This window comes from Acidimicrobiales bacterium (genome assembly GCA_035536915.1).
In the GTDB taxonomy this organism is placed as follows: Bacteria; Actinomycetota; Acidimicrobiia; order Acidimicrobiales; family JAHWLA01; genus JAHWLA01.
This window is the reverse complement of record DATLNE010000031.1, coordinates 31,610-52,913: the sequence shown is the minus strand read 5'-3', so window position 1 is coordinate 52,913 and position 21,304 is coordinate 31,610. Positions and strand designations below refer to the sequence as shown.

At 69.3% G+C, this 21,304-nt stretch carries 18 protein-coding genes; 4 read left to right on the top strand and 14 right to left on the bottom strand.

Annotated elements, in window-relative coordinates:
* Window positions 1–337: 337 nt before the first annotated feature.
* The 3 genes from VM938_07760 to uvrB form a co-directional block, all read right to left on the bottom strand.
* Window positions 338–997 (bottom strand): Crp/Fnr family transcriptional regulator, encoded by a 660-nt coding sequence (locus VM938_07760; protein ID HVF74930.1) that lies wholly within the window; start codon window positions 995–997, stop codon window positions 338–340.
* Window positions 998–1,438: 441 nt separating this feature from the next.
* Entirely contained in the window at window positions 1,439–1,648 is a 210-nt protein-coding gene (locus VM938_07755) for a hypothetical protein (protein ID HVF74929.1), read from the bottom strand.
* Complete coding sequence (gene uvrB / locus VM938_07750) at window positions 1,645–3,660, bottom strand: excinuclease ABC subunit UvrB (GenBank protein HVF74928.1); 2,016 nt, start codon at window positions 3,658–3,660, stop codon at window positions 1,645–1,647. Before uvrB ends, VM938_07755 begins: the two co-directional genes overlap by 4 nt.
* Window positions 3,661–3,859: 199 nt before the next feature.
* Here uvrB and VM938_07745 point away from each other — a divergent pair, with 199 nt between their 5' ends.
* The gene (locus VM938_07745; protein HVF74927.1) at window positions 3,860–4,822 is read left to right on the top strand and encodes an endonuclease/exonuclease/phosphatase family protein; all 963 of its coding nucleotides are present in this window, start codon (window positions 3,860–3,862) and stop codon (window positions 4,820–4,822) included.
* Between the two features lie 10 nt (window positions 4,823–4,832).
* Here VM938_07745 and VM938_07740 read toward each other — a convergent pair whose 3' ends face one another.
* The 11 genes from VM938_07740 to VM938_07690 form a co-directional block, all read right to left on the bottom strand.
* On the bottom strand, window positions 4,833–5,645 hold the full coding sequence (locus VM938_07740) for a methyltransferase domain-containing protein (GenBank protein HVF74926.1): 813 nt from the start codon (window positions 5,643–5,645) through the stop codon (window positions 4,833–4,835).
* A gap of 28 nt (window positions 5,646–5,673) precedes the next feature.
* Window positions 5,674–6,240, bottom strand: coding sequence for a LemA family protein (locus VM938_07735; GenBank protein HVF74925.1), 567 nt, complete (start codon window positions 6,238–6,240; stop codon window positions 5,674–5,676).
* Entirely contained in the window at window positions 6,237–6,944 is a 708-nt protein-coding gene (locus VM938_07730) for a DUF3137 domain-containing protein (protein HVF74924.1), read from the bottom strand. Before VM938_07730 ends, VM938_07735 begins: the two co-directional genes overlap by 4 nt.
* On the bottom strand, window positions 6,926–7,495 hold the full coding sequence (coaE, locus tag VM938_07725) for a dephospho-CoA kinase (GenBank protein ID HVF74923.1): 570 nt from the start codon (window positions 7,493–7,495) through the stop codon (window positions 6,926–6,928). The genes VM938_07730 and coaE overlap by 19 nt, the downstream gene beginning before the upstream one ends.
* A 6-nt stretch (window positions 7,496–7,501) precedes the next feature.
* Complete coding sequence (gene rpsA, locus VM938_07720; GenBank protein HVF74922.1) at window positions 7,502–8,908, bottom strand: 30S ribosomal protein S1; 1,407 nt, start codon at window positions 8,906–8,908, stop codon at window positions 7,502–7,504.
* A 55-nt stretch (window positions 8,909–8,963) separates the two neighbouring features.
* Window positions 8,964–9,677, bottom strand: a complete 714-nt coding sequence (locus VM938_07715; GenBank protein ID HVF74921.1) for a methyltransferase domain-containing protein — start codon at window positions 9,675–9,677, stop codon at window positions 8,964–8,966.
* A gap of 76 nt (window positions 9,678–9,753) precedes the next feature.
* Window positions 9,754–13,218 (bottom strand): EAL domain-containing protein, encoded by a 3,465-nt coding sequence (locus VM938_07710; protein HVF74920.1) that lies wholly within the window; start codon window positions 13,216–13,218, stop codon window positions 9,754–9,756.
* The gene (locus VM938_07705) at window positions 13,215–13,664 is read right to left on the bottom strand and encodes a response regulator (GenBank protein HVF74919.1); all 450 of its coding nucleotides are present in this window, start codon (window positions 13,662–13,664) and stop codon (window positions 13,215–13,217) included. The genes VM938_07710 and VM938_07705 overlap by 4 nt, the downstream gene beginning before the upstream one ends.
* The gene (locus VM938_07700) at window positions 13,661–14,836 is read right to left on the bottom strand and encodes an ATP-binding protein (GenBank protein ID HVF74918.1); all 1,176 of its coding nucleotides are present in this window, start codon (window positions 14,834–14,836) and stop codon (window positions 13,661–13,663) included. Before VM938_07700 ends, VM938_07705 begins: the two co-directional genes overlap by 4 nt.
* Before the next feature lie 154 nt (window positions 14,837–14,990).
* Window positions 14,991–17,615: a DNA polymerase I gene (polA, locus tag VM938_07695; protein ID HVF74917.1), complete on the bottom strand. Its 2,625-nt coding sequence runs from the start codon at window positions 17,613–17,615 to the stop codon at window positions 14,991–14,993.
* Window positions 17,522–18,874, bottom strand: coding sequence for a hypothetical protein (locus tag VM938_07690; protein ID HVF74916.1), 1,353 nt, complete (start codon window positions 18,872–18,874; stop codon window positions 17,522–17,524). Before VM938_07690 ends, polA begins: the two co-directional genes overlap by 94 nt.
* A gap of 46 nt (window positions 18,875–18,920) precedes the next feature.
* Here VM938_07690 and VM938_07685 point away from each other — a divergent pair, with 46 nt between their 5' ends.
* From VM938_07685 to VM938_07675, 3 genes are read left to right on the top strand one after another with little or no spacing between them, the layout of a single operon-like run.
* The gene (locus VM938_07685; protein ID HVF74915.1) at window positions 18,921–19,580 is read left to right on the top strand and encodes a metal-dependent transcriptional regulator; all 660 of its coding nucleotides are present in this window, start codon (window positions 18,921–18,923) and stop codon (window positions 19,578–19,580) included.
* A gap of 54 nt (window positions 19,581–19,634) precedes the next feature.
* A complete protein-coding gene (locus VM938_07680; GenBank protein ID HVF74914.1) occupies window positions 19,635–20,141 on the top strand; it encodes a sigma-70 family RNA polymerase sigma factor in 507 nt (168 codons plus the stop codon).
* A complete protein-coding gene (locus VM938_07675) occupies window positions 20,138–21,283 on the top strand; it encodes a hypothetical protein (GenBank protein HVF74913.1) in 1,146 nt (381 codons plus the stop codon). Before VM938_07680 ends, VM938_07675 begins: the two co-directional genes overlap by 4 nt.
* Window positions 21,284–21,304: the final 21 nt, after the last annotated feature.

Genomic DNA, 21,304 nt, shown 5'->3' with positions numbered 1-21,304 from the left:
GTTTCCGTGAGCCGTTGTGCCCGCTGAGCGGGCGTTTCGGCTCACGGAAACCTGCCCCGGGCGCGCCGAAGGCGCCGACCACGCTGTCGGCGCCTTCGGTTACAGCCCCCTGGTGCCCCACTGGATGGGGATCAGATGGACACGACGCTCAGCGCCGGGTGCTCCCGTTGTCGCCCCAGCTGACTCCTGCCCGGGCTGCGGTCGTCGTGTCCATATCTCTGACGGTACGGACAGAGGGCCGCGGCGTCCGTCACGCAGGCGACGCTCGAACTGTCACGGGCGTGACAGTTCGCCGGCGGGTTCTGGTCCGGATCACGGCATGGCGCTGGGCCGTTGGTCAGCGGGCGCGGCGGGCGAGGACGCCGTCGTCGACGACGGTGATTCGGCCGCGGCTGACGGCGAGAGCGCCTGCCTGCTCCAACTCCCCTACCACTCGGTTCGCCGTGGCACGCGACGTTCCCGCCAGCGACGCCAGGTCTTCTTGGGTGACGGTGATCTCGGTGCCCTCGCTTGAGCCGTCCTCGTAGACCGCGGTGAGGTCGACCAGCCTGCGCGCCACCCGCTTGTCGGCCGGCACGTACAGCGCTTCGACCAAGAGCCCCGACAGCCGCGCCACTTGGGCCGACAACGCCGCCACCAGCAGCCCCTCGACGGAGGGGTGCTTGCGCCGCAGTTCCTCGAACTCGTCGCGGTGCACGGCCAACGTCTCGGTCTTCTCCAACGCCACTGCGCTGGCCGTGCGGCGGCCACCGCCTCCGACCAAGGCCAACTCGCCAAAGACGTCGCCCGGGCCGAGCACGACCATCGTCGCCACCTCGCCCAACGGGGTGGTAATGCGCACGGCCACCCGCCCCGAGTCGATGAGGTGCAACGTGTCGCCTGGGTCGCCCTCGTGGAACACGACCTCACGCCGGCCGTAGCGCCGGCGCTGCGCCGCCGACAACACCCGACGGCGGTCGTCGTCGGACAAACCGCTCAAAAGCTCCCACTTGGCCACGCCGCAGAAACTACCGGCCCGCCCTGGCGCCCGTCTCGCATGGCGGACCGCTGCTGCCACTGGCCACGCCGGACGGCGCCGTGGACTGCGGCTGCGGCGGCGCAGTCGCTCGGGACAGCGGTCGGGCAGGCCGACCGCACGTGCGCACACCGCCTACAGAGCACCCTCGGCATGGGTGAGCGACCGACTGAGGGGCGGCATGTGCGGCGGCCACCCGGCGCCCGCATGCGGGCGGACCAACGCGCGGCGTCTGCGCACGCCACGCGCGACGGGCTGCGGCATCGCCGTGCGCGAGGGCCTTTCACCGGGATGCGGGCAGATTTGGCGCGGCGCGCTCGCACCGCCCGCGTGGCGGCTGTCTCGGCATCGGCCGTGCGCGAGCGCCGCTCGGCGCTCGCCCTGCGGCGGGCAATCGCCGTGCATGTGTGCCGGGTCGGCTGCTCACTCCCTGCCCAAGAGCACCCCCCATGTGGTGCGGCGCCAAGCGCCCATCCCGATCCAGTAGGCGGCGAACAGCCCCGCTACGCCGCTGAGCGCCTGCAACACGTCGCCTCGGCCCCCGGCAGCGACGACGCCGACCACGTTGCCCACGAGGGCGACGGCCATGACGGCGGCAAGGGCACCCCACCCGACATCGCGCGCCCCGGTCACACCACCTCCCGTAGCTCTCGTTTCAAGTCGTTGATCTCGTCGCGCAGGCGGGCGGCGTACTCGAAGCGGAGGTCGCCGGCCGCTTCGTGCATCTCCTCCTCCAGGGTGCGGATGAGCCTGCCCAGTTCGTCGCGGGGAAGCTCGGCGAAGTCGCTGCGGTCCTTGTCGCGCTTGCGGGAGCGCTTGTCGGAGCCCGGCACCGGCGCCCCCTGGGCCGGGCGCAGGTGGGCGAGGATGTCGGTGACCGCCTTGCGGATCGTCTCCGGGTTGATCCCGTGCTCGGCGTTGTAGGCGATCTGCAGCTTGCGGCGCCGGTGGGTCTCCGAGATGGCCCGCTGCATGGAGTCGGTCACCTTGTCGGCGTACATGACCACTTGGCCGTCGACGTTGCGGGCCGCTCGTCCGATCGTCTGGATGAGCGACGTCTCGCTGCGCAGGAAGCCTTCCTTGTCGGCGTCGAGGATGGCCACCAGCGACACCTCGGGCAGGTCGAGCCCCTCCCGCAGCAAGTTGATGCCGACGAGCACGTCGAACTCACCCAGCCGCAGGTCGCGCAGGATCTCGATGCGCTGGATGGTGTCGATGTTGGAGTGCAGGTAGCGCACCCGCAGCCCCATCTCCAGCAGGTAGTCGGTCAGGTCCTCGGCCATCTTCTTGGTCAACGTGGTGACCAGCACCCGGTCGCCCTTGGCGATGCGGGCGTTGACTTCCTCGATGAGGTCGTCGATCTGCCCCTTGGTGGGCTTCACCACGATCTCGGGGTCGACCAGCCCGGTCGGCCGCACGATCTGCTCGACCACCTGCGCAGACTGGGAGATCTCGTACTTGGACGGGGTCGCCGACAGGAACACGCACTGGTTGACCTTCTCGTAGAACTCGTCGAAGCGCAGCGGCCGGTTGTCCTTGGCCGACGGCAGCCGGAAGCCGTGGTCGACCAACGTCTCCTTGCGCGACCGGTCGCCCTCGTACTGGCCGTGGAGCTGCGGCACGGTCACATGCGACTCGTCGAGGATGAGCAGGTAGTCCTTGGGGAAGTAGTCGAGCAACGTGTAGGGCGCCTCGCCGGGGGCCCGGCCGTCGAGGTGGCGGGAGTAGTTCTCGATGCCGTTGCAGTAGCCCAGCTCCTGCATCATCTCCAGGTCGTACTGCGTGCGCATGCGCAGCCGTTGTGCTTCGAGGAGCTTGCCCTCCTTCTCGAACCACGCCAGCCGCTCTTGCAGCTCCTGCTCGATGGTTGTGATGGCCTTGCGCATGCGGTCTTCGCCGGTCACGTAGTGGGTGGCCGAGAAGATCGTCAGGTCGTCGATGTCGCCCAGGTGCTCGCCCGTGAGCGTGTCGATACGGGAGATGCGCTCGACGTCGTCGCCGAACAGTTCGACTCGCACCGCATGTTCCTCGTAAGCCGGATGCACCTCGATGGTGTCGCCCCGCACCCGGAACTTCCCCCGCACCAGGTTCATGTCGTTGCGCTCGTAGCGCATGTCGACCAGCTTGGACAGGATGTAGCGCTGGTCGTGGCGCGCCCCGGTCTTGAGCCGCAGGATCTGGCGCTCGTACTCCTCGGGCGAGCCCAAGCCGTAGATGCACGACACCGAGGCGACCACGATCACGTCGCGCCTGCCCAGCAGCGCCGAGGTGGCCGAGTGGCGCAGCCGGTCGATCTCGTCGTTGACGGAGCTGTCCTTCTCGATGTAGGTGTCGCTGGCGGCCATGTAGGCCTCGGGCTGGTAGTAGTCGTAGTAGGAGACGAAGTACTCGACCCGGTTCTCGGGGAAGAACTCGCGGAACTCGTTGGCCAGCTGGGCGGCCAGCGACTTGTTGGGGGCGATGACCAGGGTGGGCCGCTGCACCTCCTGAATGGTCCACGCCATGGTCGCCGACTTCCCCGAGCCGGTGATGCCGAGCAGCGTCTGGAACCGGTCGCCGCGGCGGATGCCATGGGCCAACTGCTCGATGGCCTTGGGTTGGTCGCCTGCGGGGGCGAAATCGGATACGACCTTGAACGGCGGCACGGGGACCAGGCTACCGAGGGGGTGCGACAATTTCGGAGGGTGCCGCCGGGTGGTGGGCCGGCCGCCGAACTTGCCCTGAAAACGTTGCGGATTCCGCAACGTTTCGGGCGCAACTTCGGTGCGGGGGACGGGCGGGCGACAGGAGATTCACCCGGATGGAGGTCGCACGGCGCTCGGCCCCGTCCGTACCGTCCGAGCCGTGCCCGAGCCCTTCGACCTGTCGCGCCCGCCCAAGGCGGTCACCGACGACGTGGCCCGCCTGGGCGCCGCCCTCGACGAGAAGGTCCCCCGCAAGCGACTCGACCACAACCTGCTGATCGCCACCTGGAACATCAGGGCCTTCGGTGACCTCACCGAGGCCTGGCAGGCCCCGCCCGACGCCAGCCCCAAGCGCGACTACCACGCCTTGGCGTGCATCGCCGAAATCGTCTCGCGCTTCGACGTCATCGGCATCCAGGAGGTGCGCGGCAACCTCAAGGCGCTGCGCCACCTGCTGAAGCTGCTCGGCCCCGACTGGTCGTTCGTGCTCACCGACGTCACCCGCGGCAAGCCCGGCAACGACGAGCGCATGGCCTTCCTTTTCGACACACGGCGAGCGCGCATGTCGGGGCTGGCCTGCGAACTGGTGCTGCCCGCCGACTACGCCGAGGGCGTCGAGCAGTTCGCCCGCACCCCGTACGCCGTCAGCTTCCTGTCGGCAGGCCGCGACTTCAAGGCCACCTTCATCCTCGTCACGCTCCACGTCCTCTACGGCAAGCGCAAACAGGACCGCACGCCGGAGTTGGCTGCCATCGCCAAGTGGGTGGAGGACATGGCCCTCGACGTCAACGCCTACGACCAGAACCTGCTGGTGCTCGGCGACTTCAACACCGACCGCCGCGACGACCCCAACTACCAGGCGCTGATGTCGACCGACCTCTGGGTGCCGCCCGAGCTGCACGAGGTGCCTCGCACCATCTCGTCGAACGACCCGACAGCCAACCACTACGACCAGATCGCCTGGTTCAACGGCGAGGGCAAGGCGCCCGCGCTCTCGCTCACCTACGCAGGCCAGGCCGGCTGCGTGAACTTCGTCGACGTGGTCTTCGCCGACCTCGACACCAACGACCTGTCGTGGAAGATGTCGGACCACCTTCCCCTGTGGGTCGAGTTCCTCGTCTGAGGTCCGAGGGCTACGGGAAGGCGTGGACGACGATGCGGTAGTTCAACTTCTTCAGCATCGGGTTGCCCTTGGCCAGTCGCTTGGCCTGCGTGCGGGGGCCGATGTGGGGCGGGCCGATGGTGGTCTCCACCCGTGAGAACCCGGCGGCCCGGCACAAGCCGTGCAGTGCCCTCTCGTTGGGCACGTACCAGTTGCCGAAGTCGTTGTTGAGCTCGGTGCCCGGATAGAAGAGCATCAGCTCGGTGTCCTCGAGCCCTCGCAGCCACACCGCCTCGGTCTCGATGACGGCCACCTCGCGGGTCACCTTGCGCACCCGCTCCATGGCGGTCAGGGGTTCCTTGATGTGGTACAGCACCCCGAGGTAGAGCACGACGTCGAACACGCCCAACTCGTCGAGGTCGATTTTCATGAAGTCGCCCACCTTGGGCTCGACCTTGCTGCCCAGCACCTCACGGGCCAGGTTGAAGCCGGACTGGCCCGGCAGGTCGGGCAGCCAGAAGTCGGTGTCGTCACGGTCGTGCTCGGGCAGCGTGCCTTGCGCCCGGCACTGGTCCCAGTAGACGTCGCGAGCCTTGAGGTCGACGCCCCAGGCGTAGTGGTCGAGCGCAGTGATCGACGTGGCGCCGCCCCGCTCGGCAGCGAAGGAGTAGTAGCCGTCCCACGCACCGATGTCGAGCACGCTGCGCTCGCTGAAATCGGGCAGTGTGCCGAGCGGCATCCCTGCCGCCAGCCCCGCCCTGCCGGGGGTGACGATGCCGTTGCCCAAGTCGATGGCGTGATGCCACGTGATGGCGTTGACGCGCTCGCGCAGTGCTTCTTCCACGAGGAGGAGACGCTAGTCGGCGTGCTGCCTAGAACTCGATCCGGGGCGGTCGGGCCACGTCGTCGCGCACGGCCGCCTCGATCTCGAAGTATTGCGCCTCGGTAAAGCCGAACTGGCGGGCGATGAGGTTCGACGGGAACGCCTGCACCCGCCGGTTCAGCTCCTGCACGTTGGCGTTGTAGAAGCGCCTGGCCGCTTGCAACCGGTCCTCGGTGACGGCCAGCTCCTGCTGCAGTTGCACGAAGTTCTCGTTGGCCCGCAGTGCCGGGTACGCCTCGGCCACTGCGAACAGTTGGCGCAGCGCCCCCACCAACGGCCCTTCCGCCGCGGCCTGTTGCGCGGGCGGCCCTTCCGTCGCCTGCGCGGTGGCCCGTGCGCGCACCACGGCGTCGAGCGTCTCGCGCTCGTGGCCCGCGTAGCCCTTGACCGTCTCCACCAAGTTGGGCACCAGGTCGTAGCGGCGTTGCAACTCGGTGTCGATGTTGGCCCACGAACTGCGGACCAGGTTCCGCTGGCTCACGAAGCGGTTGTAGGAGACGACCACCGCCAGCACGAGGACGACGATGGCCCCGAGGACGACCCACACTCCGGTCACGACGACGCCTTTCCGTAGTCGGCCCACACGAGCCGAGGGATGTGCGAGACGAACGCCTGCGCCGACGACAGCAGTGTCGGCACCTGCTCGACTGGCAACTGCTCGCTGTAAGCAAGCAACCAGGGCCCGCTCACCTCGTAGCAATGCTTGTGCGTGGCCGCCAGCAGCCACTCGATGAACCGTGCGTCGAGCAGCTTGAAGGCGAACTGCCGGTCGTCGGCCCGCACGTCGAAGCGGCGGTTGAAGTCCTCCGACTCGAACTCGATATCGCGAAAGCCCACGTGGTCTGCCAACCGGGAGAACGCCGTCTCGCGCTCGATGCGCACATGGGGGACCATTGCGTCGATGCGCAACAGCACCACGGAGAAGCGCCGGTAGTTGCGTGACCGGCCGCCCTTGCTGTCGCTCGACTCCTCGTAGAACCAGTAGTCGGCGACGTGGACGTCGAAGCCCTCCCATGTGCCGGATGCGACGTTGTCGCACCCTCGCCCGTCGCCCCGTTCGAACAGGGCGAAGTCGAACCGGGTGGGCATCGACTTGTCGACGGGCACGAACGTCATCGCCCGGGTCAGGGCCCAGGTGGCCAGGGCTTCGCGCCGGCGGTTCTTGGCCTGCCACTGGTGCACGGCGACAGCGATGACGAGCGCGAAGACGCCGGCGACCACGAAGAAGAAGGCGAACGGGGTCAGAGCGAACGGATCCATGCCCAACACCGATCGACCTCGGCCCGCAGCTCGTCGAGCGATCCCCTGTTGTCGATCACGAAGTCGGCGGCGGCCAGCCGCTGTTCCCGCGTGGCCTGGGCCGCCATGCGTGCCCGGGCATCGGCTTCGTCCATGCCCCGCTGCTGCACCAGCCGCTGCACCGCCACGTCAGGCGGCACGTCGACCACGATCAACCCCGCGACCGGATAGGGGTTGATCGACTCGACCAGCAGCGGCACGTCGAGCACGACGACATGGTCGGTGTCGGCCTCGGCCGCCAACCGCTCGACGATCACCTCGCCGATGGCGGGGTGCGTCAGCGCGTTGAGGTCGCGCAGGGCGTCGGGGTCGTTGAACACGATGGCGGCCAAGGCGGGTCGGTCGACGGTCCCGAAACGGCCGAGGACCGCGTCGTGGACGCGGCCCCCGGGTGCCATGTTCTCTCGATGGACGGCGTCGGCGTCGATGATCACCGCGCCGCGCTCGGCCAGCAGCGCCGAGACCGTCGACTTGCCGGAACCGATGCCGCCGGTAAGCCCGACGACGAGCACCGCCTGCTACTCGGCCGGCGTGGCTTCGCCGCCCTCCTCGACGGGCGCCTCCGCGGGTGCCTCGGCCGACGCCTCGGCGGGCGCCTCGGCGGCAGCCGTGCCTTCCAGCGCCTCGCCCGTCTTGGGGTCGAGCCCGTACTCCGCCGCATAGTCGGCCCAGGCCGCCTGCGCCTCGTTGTCGGGCGTGAACTCGGTGACGCCGATGTAGTTGCCCTGCTCGTCGTAGGCGTGCTCGCCGAAGTGCTCGCGGTACTCGGCGGCCACTTCACCGCCTTCGGCGGCCTGCTTGATCGATAGGCTGATGCGGCGGCGGGCCAGGTCGATGTCGATGATCTTGACCCACAGCTCTTCGCCGGGGGTGACGACCTGCTCGGGGAGGTCGACGTGGTGCACGGCCATCTCGGAGATGTGCACGAGGCCCTCGATCCCTTCGCCCACCTGGACGAAGGCGCCGAACGGCACCAGCTTGGTGACCCGGCCGTAGACCAGTTCGCCGACGCGGTGGGCGTTGGCGAACTCCTGCCACGGGTCTTGCTGGGTGGCCTTGAGCGAGAGGGAGATGCGCTCCTTGTCGAGGTCGACGTCGAGCACCTGCACGTCGATCTCGTCGCCCACGTTGACGACCGACGAGGGGTGGTCGACGTGCTTCCACGACAGCTCGGAGACGTGCACGAGGCCGTCCATGCCGCCGAGGTCGACGAAGGCGCCGAAGTTCACCACCGAGCTCACCACGCCGCGGCGAACCTCGCCGGGCTTGAGGTTGGTGAGGAAGTCCTCGCGCTGTTCCTTCTGCGTCTCTTCCAGCCACGCCCGGCGGCTGAGCACGACGTTGTTGCGGTTCTTGTCGAGCTCGATGATCTTGGCCTCGAGCGTCTTGCCCACATAGGGCTGGAGGTCGCGCACCCGGCGCAGCTCGACCAGCGACGCGGGGAGGAAGCCGCGCAGGCCGATGTCGAGGATGAGGCCGCCCTTGACGACCTCGATGACCGGGCCTGTGACGACGCCGTCGTTTTCCTTGATCTGCTCGATCGTGCCCCAGGCCCGCTCGTACTGGGCCCGCTTCTTGGACAGGACGAGGCGGCCTTCCTTGTCCTCCTTCTGGAGGACGAGCGCCTCGATCTCCTCGCCCATGCTGACGATCTCTGAGGGATCGACGTCGTGGCGGATCGACAGCTCACGGGCGGGGATCACGCCCTCGGACTTGAAGCCGATGTCGAGCAGGACCTCGTCCTTGTCGACTTTGACCACGGTGCCCTTGACGATGTCGCCGTCGTCGAACTCGACGATGGTGCCGGCGATGGCGTCTTCGAGGGACATGCCCCCAAGGTCGTCCTCGGTGATCTGCTTGGGGACGTACTCGTCTGCGTCGTCGACAGCAGTGGGCACTTCGGTGGTCTGGGTGACGTCGGACATGGAGGTAGGTCGCTTTCGGTTCGGACAGGAATCGCGTCGACCTGGTGCCGACGGCTCAAGAAAGGGTACTACCGCCGGCTTTACGAGCCACCACGAGCCACTCGGGATGGTCGAGGTCGGGCTGGTTGCGGCCGTAGGCGCCGGGGGTGACGGCCCACAGGTGCTCGACGGCAAGGCCGCTGCGGGCGCACAGAAAGCGGAGCTCTCGCGGGGTGAAGCACGAGGTCCACAGGTCGAACTTGGCCTCTTCCCCCGCCTCGTTCTTCACCGTCGTGTGCTCGTGGTTGACGCCCGCGGCGGCGTCGAAGCTGTCGGTCTCTTCGAGGAAGCGCACGGCGAAGTAGGCGGAGAACGCCGAGAGGGCGACGACATCGCGGGTGGCGCGGGCCATGCCGTCGAGCACGGCAGGGTCGTCCTCCCCCACCAGGCCGAAGCCGCCCTGGCACAAGGAGATGACCGCGTCGAAGTCGCCGTCGTAGGGCAGGGCGCGGGCGTCGCCCACCTCGAAGGTGGCGCCGGTCGGCGCGTCGCGCCGGGCCAGTTCCACGAAACGCTCGGAGATGTCGACGCCGTGGGCCTCGATGCCCCGGCGGGCCAGCGCGTGCGCGTGGCGTCCCGGGCCGCAGCCCACGTCGAGCACGCGGGCACCGGGGCGCAGGCCGAGCGCCTCGACGAGGAAGTCGATCTCCTGCTCGGTCCCTTTGGTGAACGAGTACCGCAAGTACGCCTCGCCCAGGTGGTCGGCCACCGGCTCGAACCAATGCCGCATGGCTGAATCCTGCCGGCGCCCGACAACACGAGTACATGGCCGGCGAATTTCACCGGCTATGTACTCGGGACGGGGGTCACCGTCTGAGGGCGGCTTCGGCTTCTTCCACCATCACCGGCAGCAGGCGGATCAGGTGCATGCGGGCCACGGAGAACGAGTCGCACGCAGGCAGCAGGGGCTCGCCCAACCCGAACGACAGATCGACCGGGATGGCTCGCGGATCGCCGGCCGAGGCCTTGACCACGGTGCCGCCCAGGTTGTGCACCAGCGCGGACAGCGCGGCGACGGCGTCGGCCTTGGTGCGGGCCGATGCCAGGGCGGCGCGGGCCTCGCCTGCCGCTTGCAGCACCGAAGCTTCCGACCCCGCCGCGGCGGCCAGCGTGCGGGCTCGCGAGTTGTCGTGGCCGAGGGCGCCGGGCGTGGCCCACGAGGTGCCGTTGGCGCTCATCCACTGTTCGAACTCGGAGGCGGGCAGCGGCGCGCTCCAGTGGAAGCCTTGGGCCAGGTCGCACTCGGTGGCCCGCAGGGCAGCAAGTTGCTCGGGCCGCTCCACCCCTTCGGCCACCGCCTCCAGCCCCAAGGCATGGGCCAGGCTGACCACGCCCGCCACGATGGCGGCGTCGTCGGGGTCGTGGCCCAAGCCGTCCACGAAACGACGGTCGACCTTCAACCGCCGCACCGGGAACCGCTTCAGGTACACGAGCGACGAATAGCCGGTGCCGAAGTCGTCGACGGCCACGCGCACGCCGAGGCGGCGCAAGGCGTCGAGGGCCACCGACACCACTTCGACGTCGTCCATGAGGACGGTCTCGGTGATCTCCAAGCACAGGGCCGCGGGCGGCACGCCGTGACGAGCGAGTACGGCGGCCACTTGTTCGGGCAGCTCGCTCCCGGCCAACTGGCGGGCCGAGATGTTGACGGAGATGCCGAGCGCCGGCCACTCCGGATGGGCGTCGGTCCACGCCCGCCGTTGCCGACAGGCCTCCTCCAGCACCCACATGCCGAGCGGCACGATGAGCCCGGTCTCTTCGGCCACGGGGATGAACGCCCCCGGCAGCAGCAGCCCCTGTTCCGGGTGCTGCCAGCGCACCAGCCCTTCGGCTCCCGTCACCACGCCGGTTATGAGGTCGACCTCGGGCTGGTAGTGCACCCGCAGCTCGTTGCCGTCGACGGCGCGTCGCAGGGCGTTCTCGATGTCGAGGCGCCGCATGGCCTGGGTGCGCAACGCCTGGTCGAACACCTCGTAACGAGCGCGGCCGCGGTCCTTGGCGCGGTACATGGCGGCGTCGGCGTCACGCAGCAACGACTCGGGCGTGGCGTCCGGGTCGGTGGCCAAGGCGATGCCGATGCTGCCGCTCACGTGTACTTCGGCCCCGTCGATGACGAACGACTGGTCGAGCACCCGCTGCACGCGGTTGGCCACTTCGGCCACCTGCCGTTGGTCGGAGAGGTCTTCGCACAGCACGGCGAACTCGTCGCCGCCGAGGCGGGCGATGGTGTCGCCCGGCCGAAGGACCCGCCGCAACCGTTCGCCCACCTGTTGCAGGAGGGTGTCGCCCGCAGCGTGGCCCAGGCTGTCGTTGACCACCTTGAACCGGTCGAGGTCGAGGAACAACACCGCCGTGGCCACGCCGCCGCGCACGCCGCGCGCCAGCGCGTTGCGCAACCGGTCCATGAACAACGTGCGGTTGGGAAGCGCCGTCAGCGCGTCGTGCAGGGCTTGGTGGACCAGCCTCTCCTCGAAGCGCGTCCTTTCGACGGCGATGGCCACCAGGCGAGCGCCGAGCTCGGCGCGGGCCATGACCACCGACGACGGTGCTTCGTCGCCGGCGTGGCGGACGGTGATGGCGCCCAGCACACGGTTCTCGCGTTCGCCGCGCACAGCCACCGACCAACCGGTGCCGTCGCCCTCGTCGGCCGTGCGGCCTTCGTCGTCGAGCGTGATCTCGCATGTGTACTCCGACAGCTCGCCTTCGACGATGCCGATGACCGCGTCGAGCGTCTCGCGCAACGGCCGGCCCTGGGCCACCATGGCGAGGACTTCGGTCTGCACGGCGAGCGCCGTCATGGCCCGCTTGCGTTCGGTGATGTCGCGGGCGATGACGGAGACGCCGACCAAGGTGCCGTCGGCGTCGCGGGTGGGCGATGCGGTGATCGACGCGTCGAGCTTGCGGCCGTCACTACGCAACTGCACGGTCTCGAGGTGCTCGACGCTGCGGCCCCGCCGCACTTCGCTGAGCACGTAGTCGAGCTCGTGGGCCCGCTCCGGCGGAATGATGGCCTGCACGGAGCGGCCGATCATGGCATCGGCCTCGAAGCCGAAGGTGCGCTCCGCAGCCGAGTTCCAGCTCAGCACGTTGCCGTCGAGGTCGAGGCTCAAGATGGCGTCGTTGGAGTGCTCCACGATGGCCGCCAGCCGGCGCAGCCCTTGCTCGGCCTGCCGGCGCGCGGTGATGTCGGAGACCATGGCGAGGATGCCGGTCCGCTCCCCCGCTTCGTCGTAGGTGGGACTGGTAGCCAGGAACGCCCACACCTCTTCGCCGTCGCCGCGCATCAGGCGGGCTTCGACGCGTTGTTCGTCCCAGCCGATCGTGGCCGAACCCAGGTACTCGGCGGCCGGCGTGCCCACGATCTCGGACGGGTCGCGGCCGAGGATGAGCGCCATGGTCGTGTTGACGAAGGTGGTGACGCCTTGGTTGTCGAGCAGCCAGATGCCTTCCTCGGCGGTCTCCACGATGGTGCGGTAGCGGGCCTCGCTGGCGCGCAATGCGTCTTCCACTTGCAGGCGAGCCGTGACGTCGGAGAACGACACCACGGCGCCCTTGATGCTGCCGTTGTCGGCCAGCGGCGCGCAGGAGAGCTCGGCCTCGAACGGCGGCCCGTCCTTGGGGTAGAGCAGCTCGTGGTCGATGCGCAATTCCTGGCCGTCGAGCATGGCCTGGTGGATGCGGCACTCCCCGCGCGGGTACGGCGTGCCATCGCGTTTGGTGTGATGCACCAGGTCGTGAAGGGAGCGCCCGAGGATCTCCGCAGGCTTGTAGCCGAGCATGTCGCAGGCGGCCCGGTTCACGAACGTGCAGACGCCATCGATGTCGGTGGCGAAGACGCCCTCGCCTGCCGAGTCGAGCAGCAGTTGCAATTCGCGTCCCAACCGGTGCCGCTCGACGGCGTACTCGACGGCGCGCACGACGAGGGCAGGCGACACCTGGCCTTTGACGAGGTAGTCCTGGGCGCCCGCGGCCACGGCCGCGTGGCCTGCCGCTTCGTCGTCGTTGCCGGTGAGCACGACGACCGGGGTGTCGACCGCGGCAGACAGCGCCACGTCGAGCGCTTCGACGCCTGTGCCGTCGGGCAAGCCGAGGTCGAGCAGGACGCACGACCACGGCGCGGTGTGCAGCAGGGCGTCGGCTTGGGCCAGCGTCGGTACCCAACGCAGGTAGGCGTGCGGGGCTCCTTCGGCCAATGCCGCTTTTACCAAGGCGGCATCCCCCGGCGAATCCTCTACGAGAAGGACGCGCAAGGCTTCCGGAGCGGCGTTCACAACTCGTCCTTCGGCAGTCGCACGATCGAGAGCCAGAAGCCTTCGATGGACTGCACGACGCCGAGGAACTCGGTGAAGTCCACGGGCTTGCTGATGTAGCAGTTGGCGTGCAGGTCGTAGCTCTTGAGGATGTCGACCTCGGCCGTCGAGGTGGTCAACACGACTACCGGGATGCGGCGGAGCGCTTCGTCCGACTTGATCTCGGCCAGCACCTCGCGCCCGTCCTTGCGGGGCAGGTTGAGGTCGAGCAGCACGAGGTCGGGGCGCGGCGACTCGGCGTAGTCGCCCTCGCCTCGCAAAAAGGCGATGGCTGACTCGCCGTCGCCCACGACGTGCAGGTCGTTGGCGATGCGGGCGTCGCGCAACGCCTCGGTGGTGAGGGCGACGTCGCCCGGGCTGTCCTCTACCAAGAGGATCTGGATGGGGCTGATGGCCGCGGTGGTCATCCGAAAACCTTTCGTGAAGCCGGCAGGGTGAAAACGAGGGTGGCGCCACCGCCGGGCGTGTCTTCCACCTCGATGCGACCGCCGTGGCGCTCGACGATGCGCCGGCAGATGGCGAGGCCGATGCCGGTGCCTTCGTAGTCCTCACGGGCATGGAGTCGCTGGAACATTCGGAAGATGCGCTCGCGGTGCCGCTCGGGCACGCCGATGCCGTGGTCCGCAACGGCGAAACGTACGTAGCGGCCGTCGGGGACCCCGGCGACGGTGACCACCGGCACCTCGCCGGGCACCGTGAACTTCACGGCGTTGGCGACGAGGTTGGCGAACAGCTCCCGGAGTTGGCCGGGGTCGCCGTGCACCTCGGGAAGCACGCCCACCTGCACGTCGGCGCCGCCGTCGGCGATGGCCGACGACAGCCCGATCATCACCTCGTCCATCACCCGGTTGCAGTCGACGTCCTTGGTCGCCAGCGGCGACTGGCCCACCCGCGCGTACTCCAGCAGGTCTTTGATCAACGACTGCATGCGGTTGCACCCGTCGACGGCGAAGGCGATGTAACGGTCGGCGTCGTCGCCCAGCTTGCCTTCGTAACGGCGGGCCAGGAGCTGCACGTGGCCGGAGATGACCCGGAGCGGCTCCGACAAGTCGTGGGATGCCACGTAGGCGAACTCCACCAAGTCGGCGTTGGAGCGTCGCAGGTCCTCGTTGGCCGCTTCGAGCTCCCGGTTGTAGCGGGCGAGCTCGTGCTGCACGGCGGCCACGCGGTCTTCGAGCTGGCGGCGTCGGATCTGGCTGCCGAGGTGGGCGGTCACCAAGGCCACGACGTCGACCATGGCGTCGTCGTGCACGGTGCGCACGCCGACGTTGAAGCAGAACACGGCGACAAGCTCGTCGGCCGCCAGCACCGGCACAGCCACGTTGTTGTAGCCCCACGCCACACGGTTGTGGCGCCATGCCGTCGTGGCCACGTCCACGTCGAGGGCACCGACGTCACCACTGGGCAGCAGGGCGTCGGCCTCGCAGAGCCAGGCGGCAGCAGCCAGCCACCCGGTGCGCTGCATCACCAGGTGCAGGACGTCGCGCAAAGCGTCCGCCAGGTCGCCCGCATTGGCCACTGCGCTGGTTGCCCGCCGCAGCAGGAGCAACTCCTCCGGCACGCCCGTACTACCCGTCACGGCCTGCGTGTCCGTTTCCCCCGTCATATCCCCCTCATCGGTCATAGAACAGACGATCAAAGCCGATAGCAAGGACCTGGGGGCAGGATGATGCTTTCAGGTAGTCATGTACATAGTCCGCGGGTGACGCGAAACGCACGCAGCGGGAGCTTTGTCAGCCCTTGGCGTCGGCCCAGCTTTTGCCCCACGACAGGTTGACTTCGAGGTCGACGCGAAGCTCGCACGCTCCCCGCATGGCGGCGAGGGTCAATTCGGCGGCCTTGTCGTGCTCTTCGGGCGGCACTTCGAGGATTACCTCGTCGTGTACCTGGAGGATCAATCGACTGCGCAGTTGCTCTCGTTCCAACGCATCGTCGAGGCGCACCAACGCCACCTTGAAGATGTCGGCCGCCAAGCCTTGGATGCCTGCGTTCATGGCCTGGCGTTCACCTGCTTGGCGGATGCGGAAGTTCGACGACGACAGCTCGGGGATGAGGCGGCGGCGGCCGAACAAGGTCTCGGTGTAGCCCTTCTTGCGGGCTTCCTGCACCGTCCGCTCCATGTAGGCCTTCACGTTGGGGAAGGCAACGAAGTAGGCGTTGAGGATCTCGGCCGCTTCGTCGACGGGGATGCCGAGTCGCTGGGCCAATCCGTACGACTCCATGCCGTAGGCCAAGCCGTACGAGACCATCTTGGCCTTCGAACGCTGCGCCATGGTCACCTCGCCCGGGTCGACGGCGAAGATCCGCGAGGCGGTCGCATTGTGGATGTCGCTCTTCGACGTGAAGGCCTCGATGAGCCCCGGGTCTTCGGCCAAATGGGCGATGACTCGCAGCTCGATCTGGTTGTAATCGGCCACCAACAGGTCCCAACCCTCTTCGGGGATGAAGGCCCGGCGGAACTGGCGCCCTTCCTCGGTTCGGATTGGGATGTTGTGGAGGTTGGGCCGGTCCGACGACAGTCGGCCGGTGCGGGCCACCGTCTGCTGGAAGGTGGCGTGAATGCGGCCGTCGGCGGGGTCGACTTCGTTGAGCAGGCTTTCGCCGTAGGTGGAGCGCAGCTTCTCCACTTCCCGATAGCGCAACAGCTTGTCGACAATGGGATGGACGCCCTTCAACTTCTCAAGGGTGGCGGCGTCGGTGGAGAACCCCGTCTTGGTCTTCTTCTGCGGCTGGAGGCCGAGCTCGTCGTAGAGGACTGTGCGCAGTTGCTTGGTGGAGTTCACCACGAACGGGTGGCCCGCCAGCTCTTGGATCTCGGTGTCGAGGGCACGGGCTTCCTCGGTCAGCGTGGCCACCAGGCTGCGCAGGTAGTCGGCATCGACGCGGACGCCGATGTCCTCCATGCGGGCCAAGGCGCGCACCAGGGGGCGTTCGATGTCGTCGTAGAGCGGGCGCAGGGCGCGGGCTTCCAACGCCGCGGTGAGCGGCGGGACCAGGCGGGCGATCGCCGCGGCGCGGCGCCCTGCTTCTTCGGCCGGGTCGGTGGCGGTGCCGTCGAGGTCGAGCTGGCCCGCGGGCGGGGCGTCGGGCGATCGGACCTCGATCTGGGCATAGCGGGTGCAGAGCTCTTCCAGCAGGTACTGGGTCTCGGCCGGGTCGACCAGGTAGGCGGCGATGGCGGTGTCGACCTCCAGCGTGCGCACGTCGATGCCGTGCTGGCGGCGCAGCGCACGCATCAGCTCCTTGGCCTGGTGGGCGTGCACGGGCCGGTCGAGCAGCGCGGCGGTGATCTCCTCGGCCGACACCCAGGCCGCCACCTCGCCGTCGGAAAGGGCGACGCCGGCCAAGGGCGAACGCCCCTCGATGCCGGTCCACGCCGCGGTGACGGCCACCGGGCCGTCGGCCAGTTCGTCCACTGCGGCGGCCCCTCGGCGCACCTCGACCTCGAAGGCCTCGACGGCGATCTCTTCGCCCGGTGCGGGGGCGGTGCCCACCGCTTCGAGCAAGCGGTCCCACAGCGTGCGGAACTCGAGGAAGTTGAAGAGGTTGCGCACCTCCTCGGTGTCCCAGCCGCCCATCTTCAACTGGTCGATGTCGCAGTCGATGGCGATGTCGCGCATCAGCGGCGTGGCCCGGGCGTTGAGGCGCACCCGTTCCTCGTAGGCACCCAGGTTCTCCCGCAGCTTCGGCGTGCACTTGGCCAGGTTGGCGAACACGCCGTCGAGGTTGCCGTAGTCGTTGAGCAGCTTGGCCGCCGTCTTCTCCCCCACCCCGGGCACGCCGGGCAGGTTGTCGGACGGGTCGCCCCGCAGCGCCGCGTACTCCGGGTACATGGCCGGGGTGACGCCGGTGCGCTCCTTGATGCCGGCTTCGTCGTAGAGCACGTAGTCGCTCACGCCGCGCCGGTTGTAGAGGACCTTCACGTGCGGGTCCTCGACGAGCTGGTAGGCATCGCGGTCGCCGGTGACGACGATGACGTCGTCGCCCCGGTCGCGGGCCTGGGTGGCCAGGGTGGCGATGATGTCGTCGGCTTCGACGCCGGGCTGCTCCAGCAGGGGAATGCGCAGGGCTTCCACCACTTGGCGCACCAGGCCCATCTGCTGTCGCAGGATGTCGGGGGCTTCGGCTCGGCCCGCTTTGTAGTCGGGCACCATCTCGTGGCGGAAGGTGGGCTCGGGCCGGTCGAAAGCCACGGCGATGCTGTCGGGCCGGTGGTCCTTCAGCAGGTTGACGAGCATGGAGGTGAACCCGAAGACGGCGTTGGTCACCTGGCCCGAAGCGGTCGCCATATCGGTGGGAAGGGCGAAGAAGGCCCGGTAGGCGAGGGAGTTGCCGTCGAGGAGGAGGAGCTTCGCCACAGCAGCATCGTAAGCGCCGCGCCCCAGGCAATCGTGAGGGTGACCTGGCGGGCACCGAAGGCCCGGAAGTCGGGGAACACCTGGTGCGGCGGGAGCGGGAAGCCCACTGTGAACGGGTCGACGGCCAAGCGGATGGCTTCTGTGTGGGCGGCTAGGGCGACGGCGGCGGCGACGGCCAGCGACCAAGCGGCGAGCACGGCGGCGGTGCGGGGCAGGCGGGCGGCGCCGTGGGCGATCAGCACCACGAGCACGGGCAGGCCGGCGATGAGCATGCGGCCCGGGAACCACCACCCCATGATGGTGATCGACACGAACGTGCCCATGAGCACGCACACGGCGAGGGGTGCCAGGTACGCCGCCGTGCGGCGGGTGATGCCCCACAGGGCGAGCGGGGCAAGGGGCAGCCAGCGGAAGAGGCCGAAGCGGGCGTCGAGGAACAGGCCGTAGAGGCGATAGGAACGGCCGCCCCAGTCGACGTGGTCGGCCAGGATCGAACTGTCGCCTTCGCCCGACCACACGATGTTGGTGGAGTACGGGGTGAGGCCGCCAAAGGTGTGCTGGTGCCACCACACGAAGTGCACCGCGCCCAGGGCCAGCAGGGCCACCGCTCGCCTGTCGACGGGATGGCGGCGGGCGTAGCCGACGGCGAGCACCGTGCCGAGGGGCACGTACTTCACGCCCAACCAGGCGAGGGCGAACAACACCGCGGCGAAGAGGAACGGGCGAGCCCGCTCGTCGGTGACCAGCAACAGGGCGAGGCTGAGGAGCAGCGCGGCGGTGGCCTCGGGGTAGACCTGCGAGCCGTAGACCAGGCCGGGCACGCCCGCCCCCACGGCCACGGCGGCGAGCACGGCCGCCCACTGCGGGGCCTTGGTGCGCAGGGCGACGACGGCCATGGCCGCCATGGCCAGCGCCCACAGCAACACGAGGAACCGCTGCACGCCGCGCAGCCCTCCGAGCGCGTAGGCGGGCACCAGCAGCAACGGCAGGCCCGGGTCGTGCGGCGCCAGCAATCGCCCGTCGGGTGCGGGCGTCATCTGCTTCCACAACGGGACGGTGCCGTCCCAGAAGGAGCGCATCTCTTCGTTGGCGTACTCGTCGCGCAGGTCGAGGTCGCCGTCGCTCACCAGCGACTGCACGGTCAAGAGGTAGAAGGGCTCGTCGCCGGTTGTGGCCGCCGTGCGCGAGGCCCGCATCCCCACTGCGGCCTGCCCGGCCAGGAACACGACGAGGAAGACGACGAGGGCGGGCCGGCGCATGGTCGGGCCGATGTTAGGCGCACCTAAGGGCGTAGACTTCGACGCTATGTCCGACGGGTTCCACCCTCCGCTCGAGGAGTACCTCGAAGCCATCCACGAGTTGGAGGAGGAAGGCACGCAGGTCATCCAGGCGCGCTTGGCGGAACGGCTCGGGCACTCGGCGCCCTCGGTCTCGGAGATGATCCGGCGCCTGCGGGGCGAGGGCTACCTCGACGTGCGTGACCGGGCCGTCACCCTCACCGACAAGGGGCGCACGCTGGCCGAGAGCGTGGTGCGCAAGCACCGCCTGGCCGAACGGCTGTTGACCGACGTCATCGGCCTGCCGTGGCACAAGGCCCATGTGGAAGCGTGCCGCTGGGAGCACGTCATCTCCGACGAGGTGGAAGAGCGCTTGGTGGCGCTGCTCGGCAACCCCAGCACCTGCCCCCACGGCAACCCCATCCCCGGCACAGCGGGCGTGGCCCCCGACGTGGTGCCGCTGTCGGACGCCGAGCCCGGTGCGCAGGTGCGCCTGGAGCGGGTCATGGAACAGGTCGAGCTCGACTTGGAGACGCTGACCTACCTGTCGACCCACGGCTTCACGCCCGGCGCCGACGCCAAGGTGCGCTCGAAGGCGCCCGACGGCACGCTCACCTTGGAGCTGTCCGACGGCACCATCGCCCTCGGCCCCTCGCTGGCCGAGCAGCTGTACGTCTCCAGCACCTAGAAATACCCGCCGGCCCCTGTCACTCAAACCGCCAGCCCGCTCGTTGAGCGGGAGATGGTTGTCACCGCCGCCGATCTCCGAGCGATCGCCCCACCAGTGGTGGTGGCCGCCGACTTCGACGAGGCCTTCCGGCCGCTGTTCCTGCTGGCCTTCCGCGCCGCCCATCGCATCCTGCGTGACACCGCGGCGGCCGAAGACGTGGCCGCCGACGTGCTCGGCCGCCTCCACGACCGCTGGGGCCGGCTCGGTTCGGCGGCGCACCGCGACGCCTGGGTGGTGCGGGTAGCGACCAACCGAGCCCTCGACGTCGTGCGCCGAGGACCGGCGCCCGCCCCCGCCGCGCCGCCGAGCTCGTTCGAGGACGAGGTGGCGTCGCGCCTGGTGCTCACCTCGGCGTTGCGGCGCCTTTCGAGGCGCCAGCGGGAAGCCGTCGCCTTGCGCTTCCTGCTCGGCCTCCCCGAACACGAGGTCGCCCGCGTGCTCGGCATCGCCGAGGGCAGCGTGCGCCGTCATGTCGACCGGGGGCTTCGCCGACTACGGGCCGGCATGGAGGAACGATGATCGACAGCCTCGTCCTGCCCGAACGGCCGTTTGCCGACTTGCACGACGACGTGCTGCGGCGCTCGGCCCGCCTGCGCAGTGCGCGTCGGCGACGGTTCGGACTGGCGACGACTGCGCTTGCTTCGGCGGTGGCCGTGGCGGTCGCCATGGCCGGCGGGCCGATCGGGTACGACGTCTCGACTCCCGCTGGCCCGGCGGTTGAAGGCTCTCCGGTCGACACCAGCGTTGTCGCAACGCCGCCGCCGCCCACAGCGGGGGGCGCCACCGTCGTCGCACCACAGGCGCCCCGCCTGTCGGATTCCGTTCCGGGCGTACGGCCACTGGCTCCGGCCTTCGCGCCACGCACGTGGGTGCTCGTCAACGACGGCGGCCTCTCCGAGGTCGACGGGCTGGATCGCACCGTGCGCCCTGTGGAGTCCCCCACCGGCATGGAGATGCGGTGGTCGCCCGACGGCACGTCGTTGGTGCGCGGCGACGACGACGACCTGTGGGTGGCCGACCGGCGCATCTTCGACGGTTCCGACCGCGATGCCGCCGCTGCCCCGGTGTGGCTGCCCGACAACCGCACGGTCGTGTTCGTGCGCAGGCAGGGATTGGTGGAGCCCACGCACGCGTTGTGGGCGGTCGACGTCCGCGCCGGGGCGCTCAAGCGGGTGCGCGACCTCGACGGCGGTGGCGTCACCCCCACGGTGGCCCCCGACGGGCGCATCGCCTACCAGTGCGCGGCAGGCGGCTATGCCCGCGTGTGCCTGACCGACCGCACCGGAGCCGACCTCGGCGTCGTCCCCGGGAGCGACTGGTACGGGCACCTCTCGTGGTCACCCGACGGGGCCTGGATCGCCGTCACCGTCGGGTTCGGGGGGCCGTCGTCCGGCGTCATGCTGCTGCGTCCCGACGGCTCGGCTCGCCATGCCGTCGTGCGCGAGCGGGTCACACGTCGACCGGTGTGGTTCGCCGACAGCACCCGCCTCGTCGTCGACCTGCTCCCGCCCGACTCGGTGTTGCCCGACAACCAGCCGTGCACGCAGGCGCCCTGCCCCGACGACACCGGCATCTGGTCGGTGGCCCTCGACGGGAGCGATGCCCGACTGGTGGTCGACGCCCACCTCGGCGCCCTGCTCGATGCCCGATCGGGCACCTGACTCGCACCAACGCGAACCCCA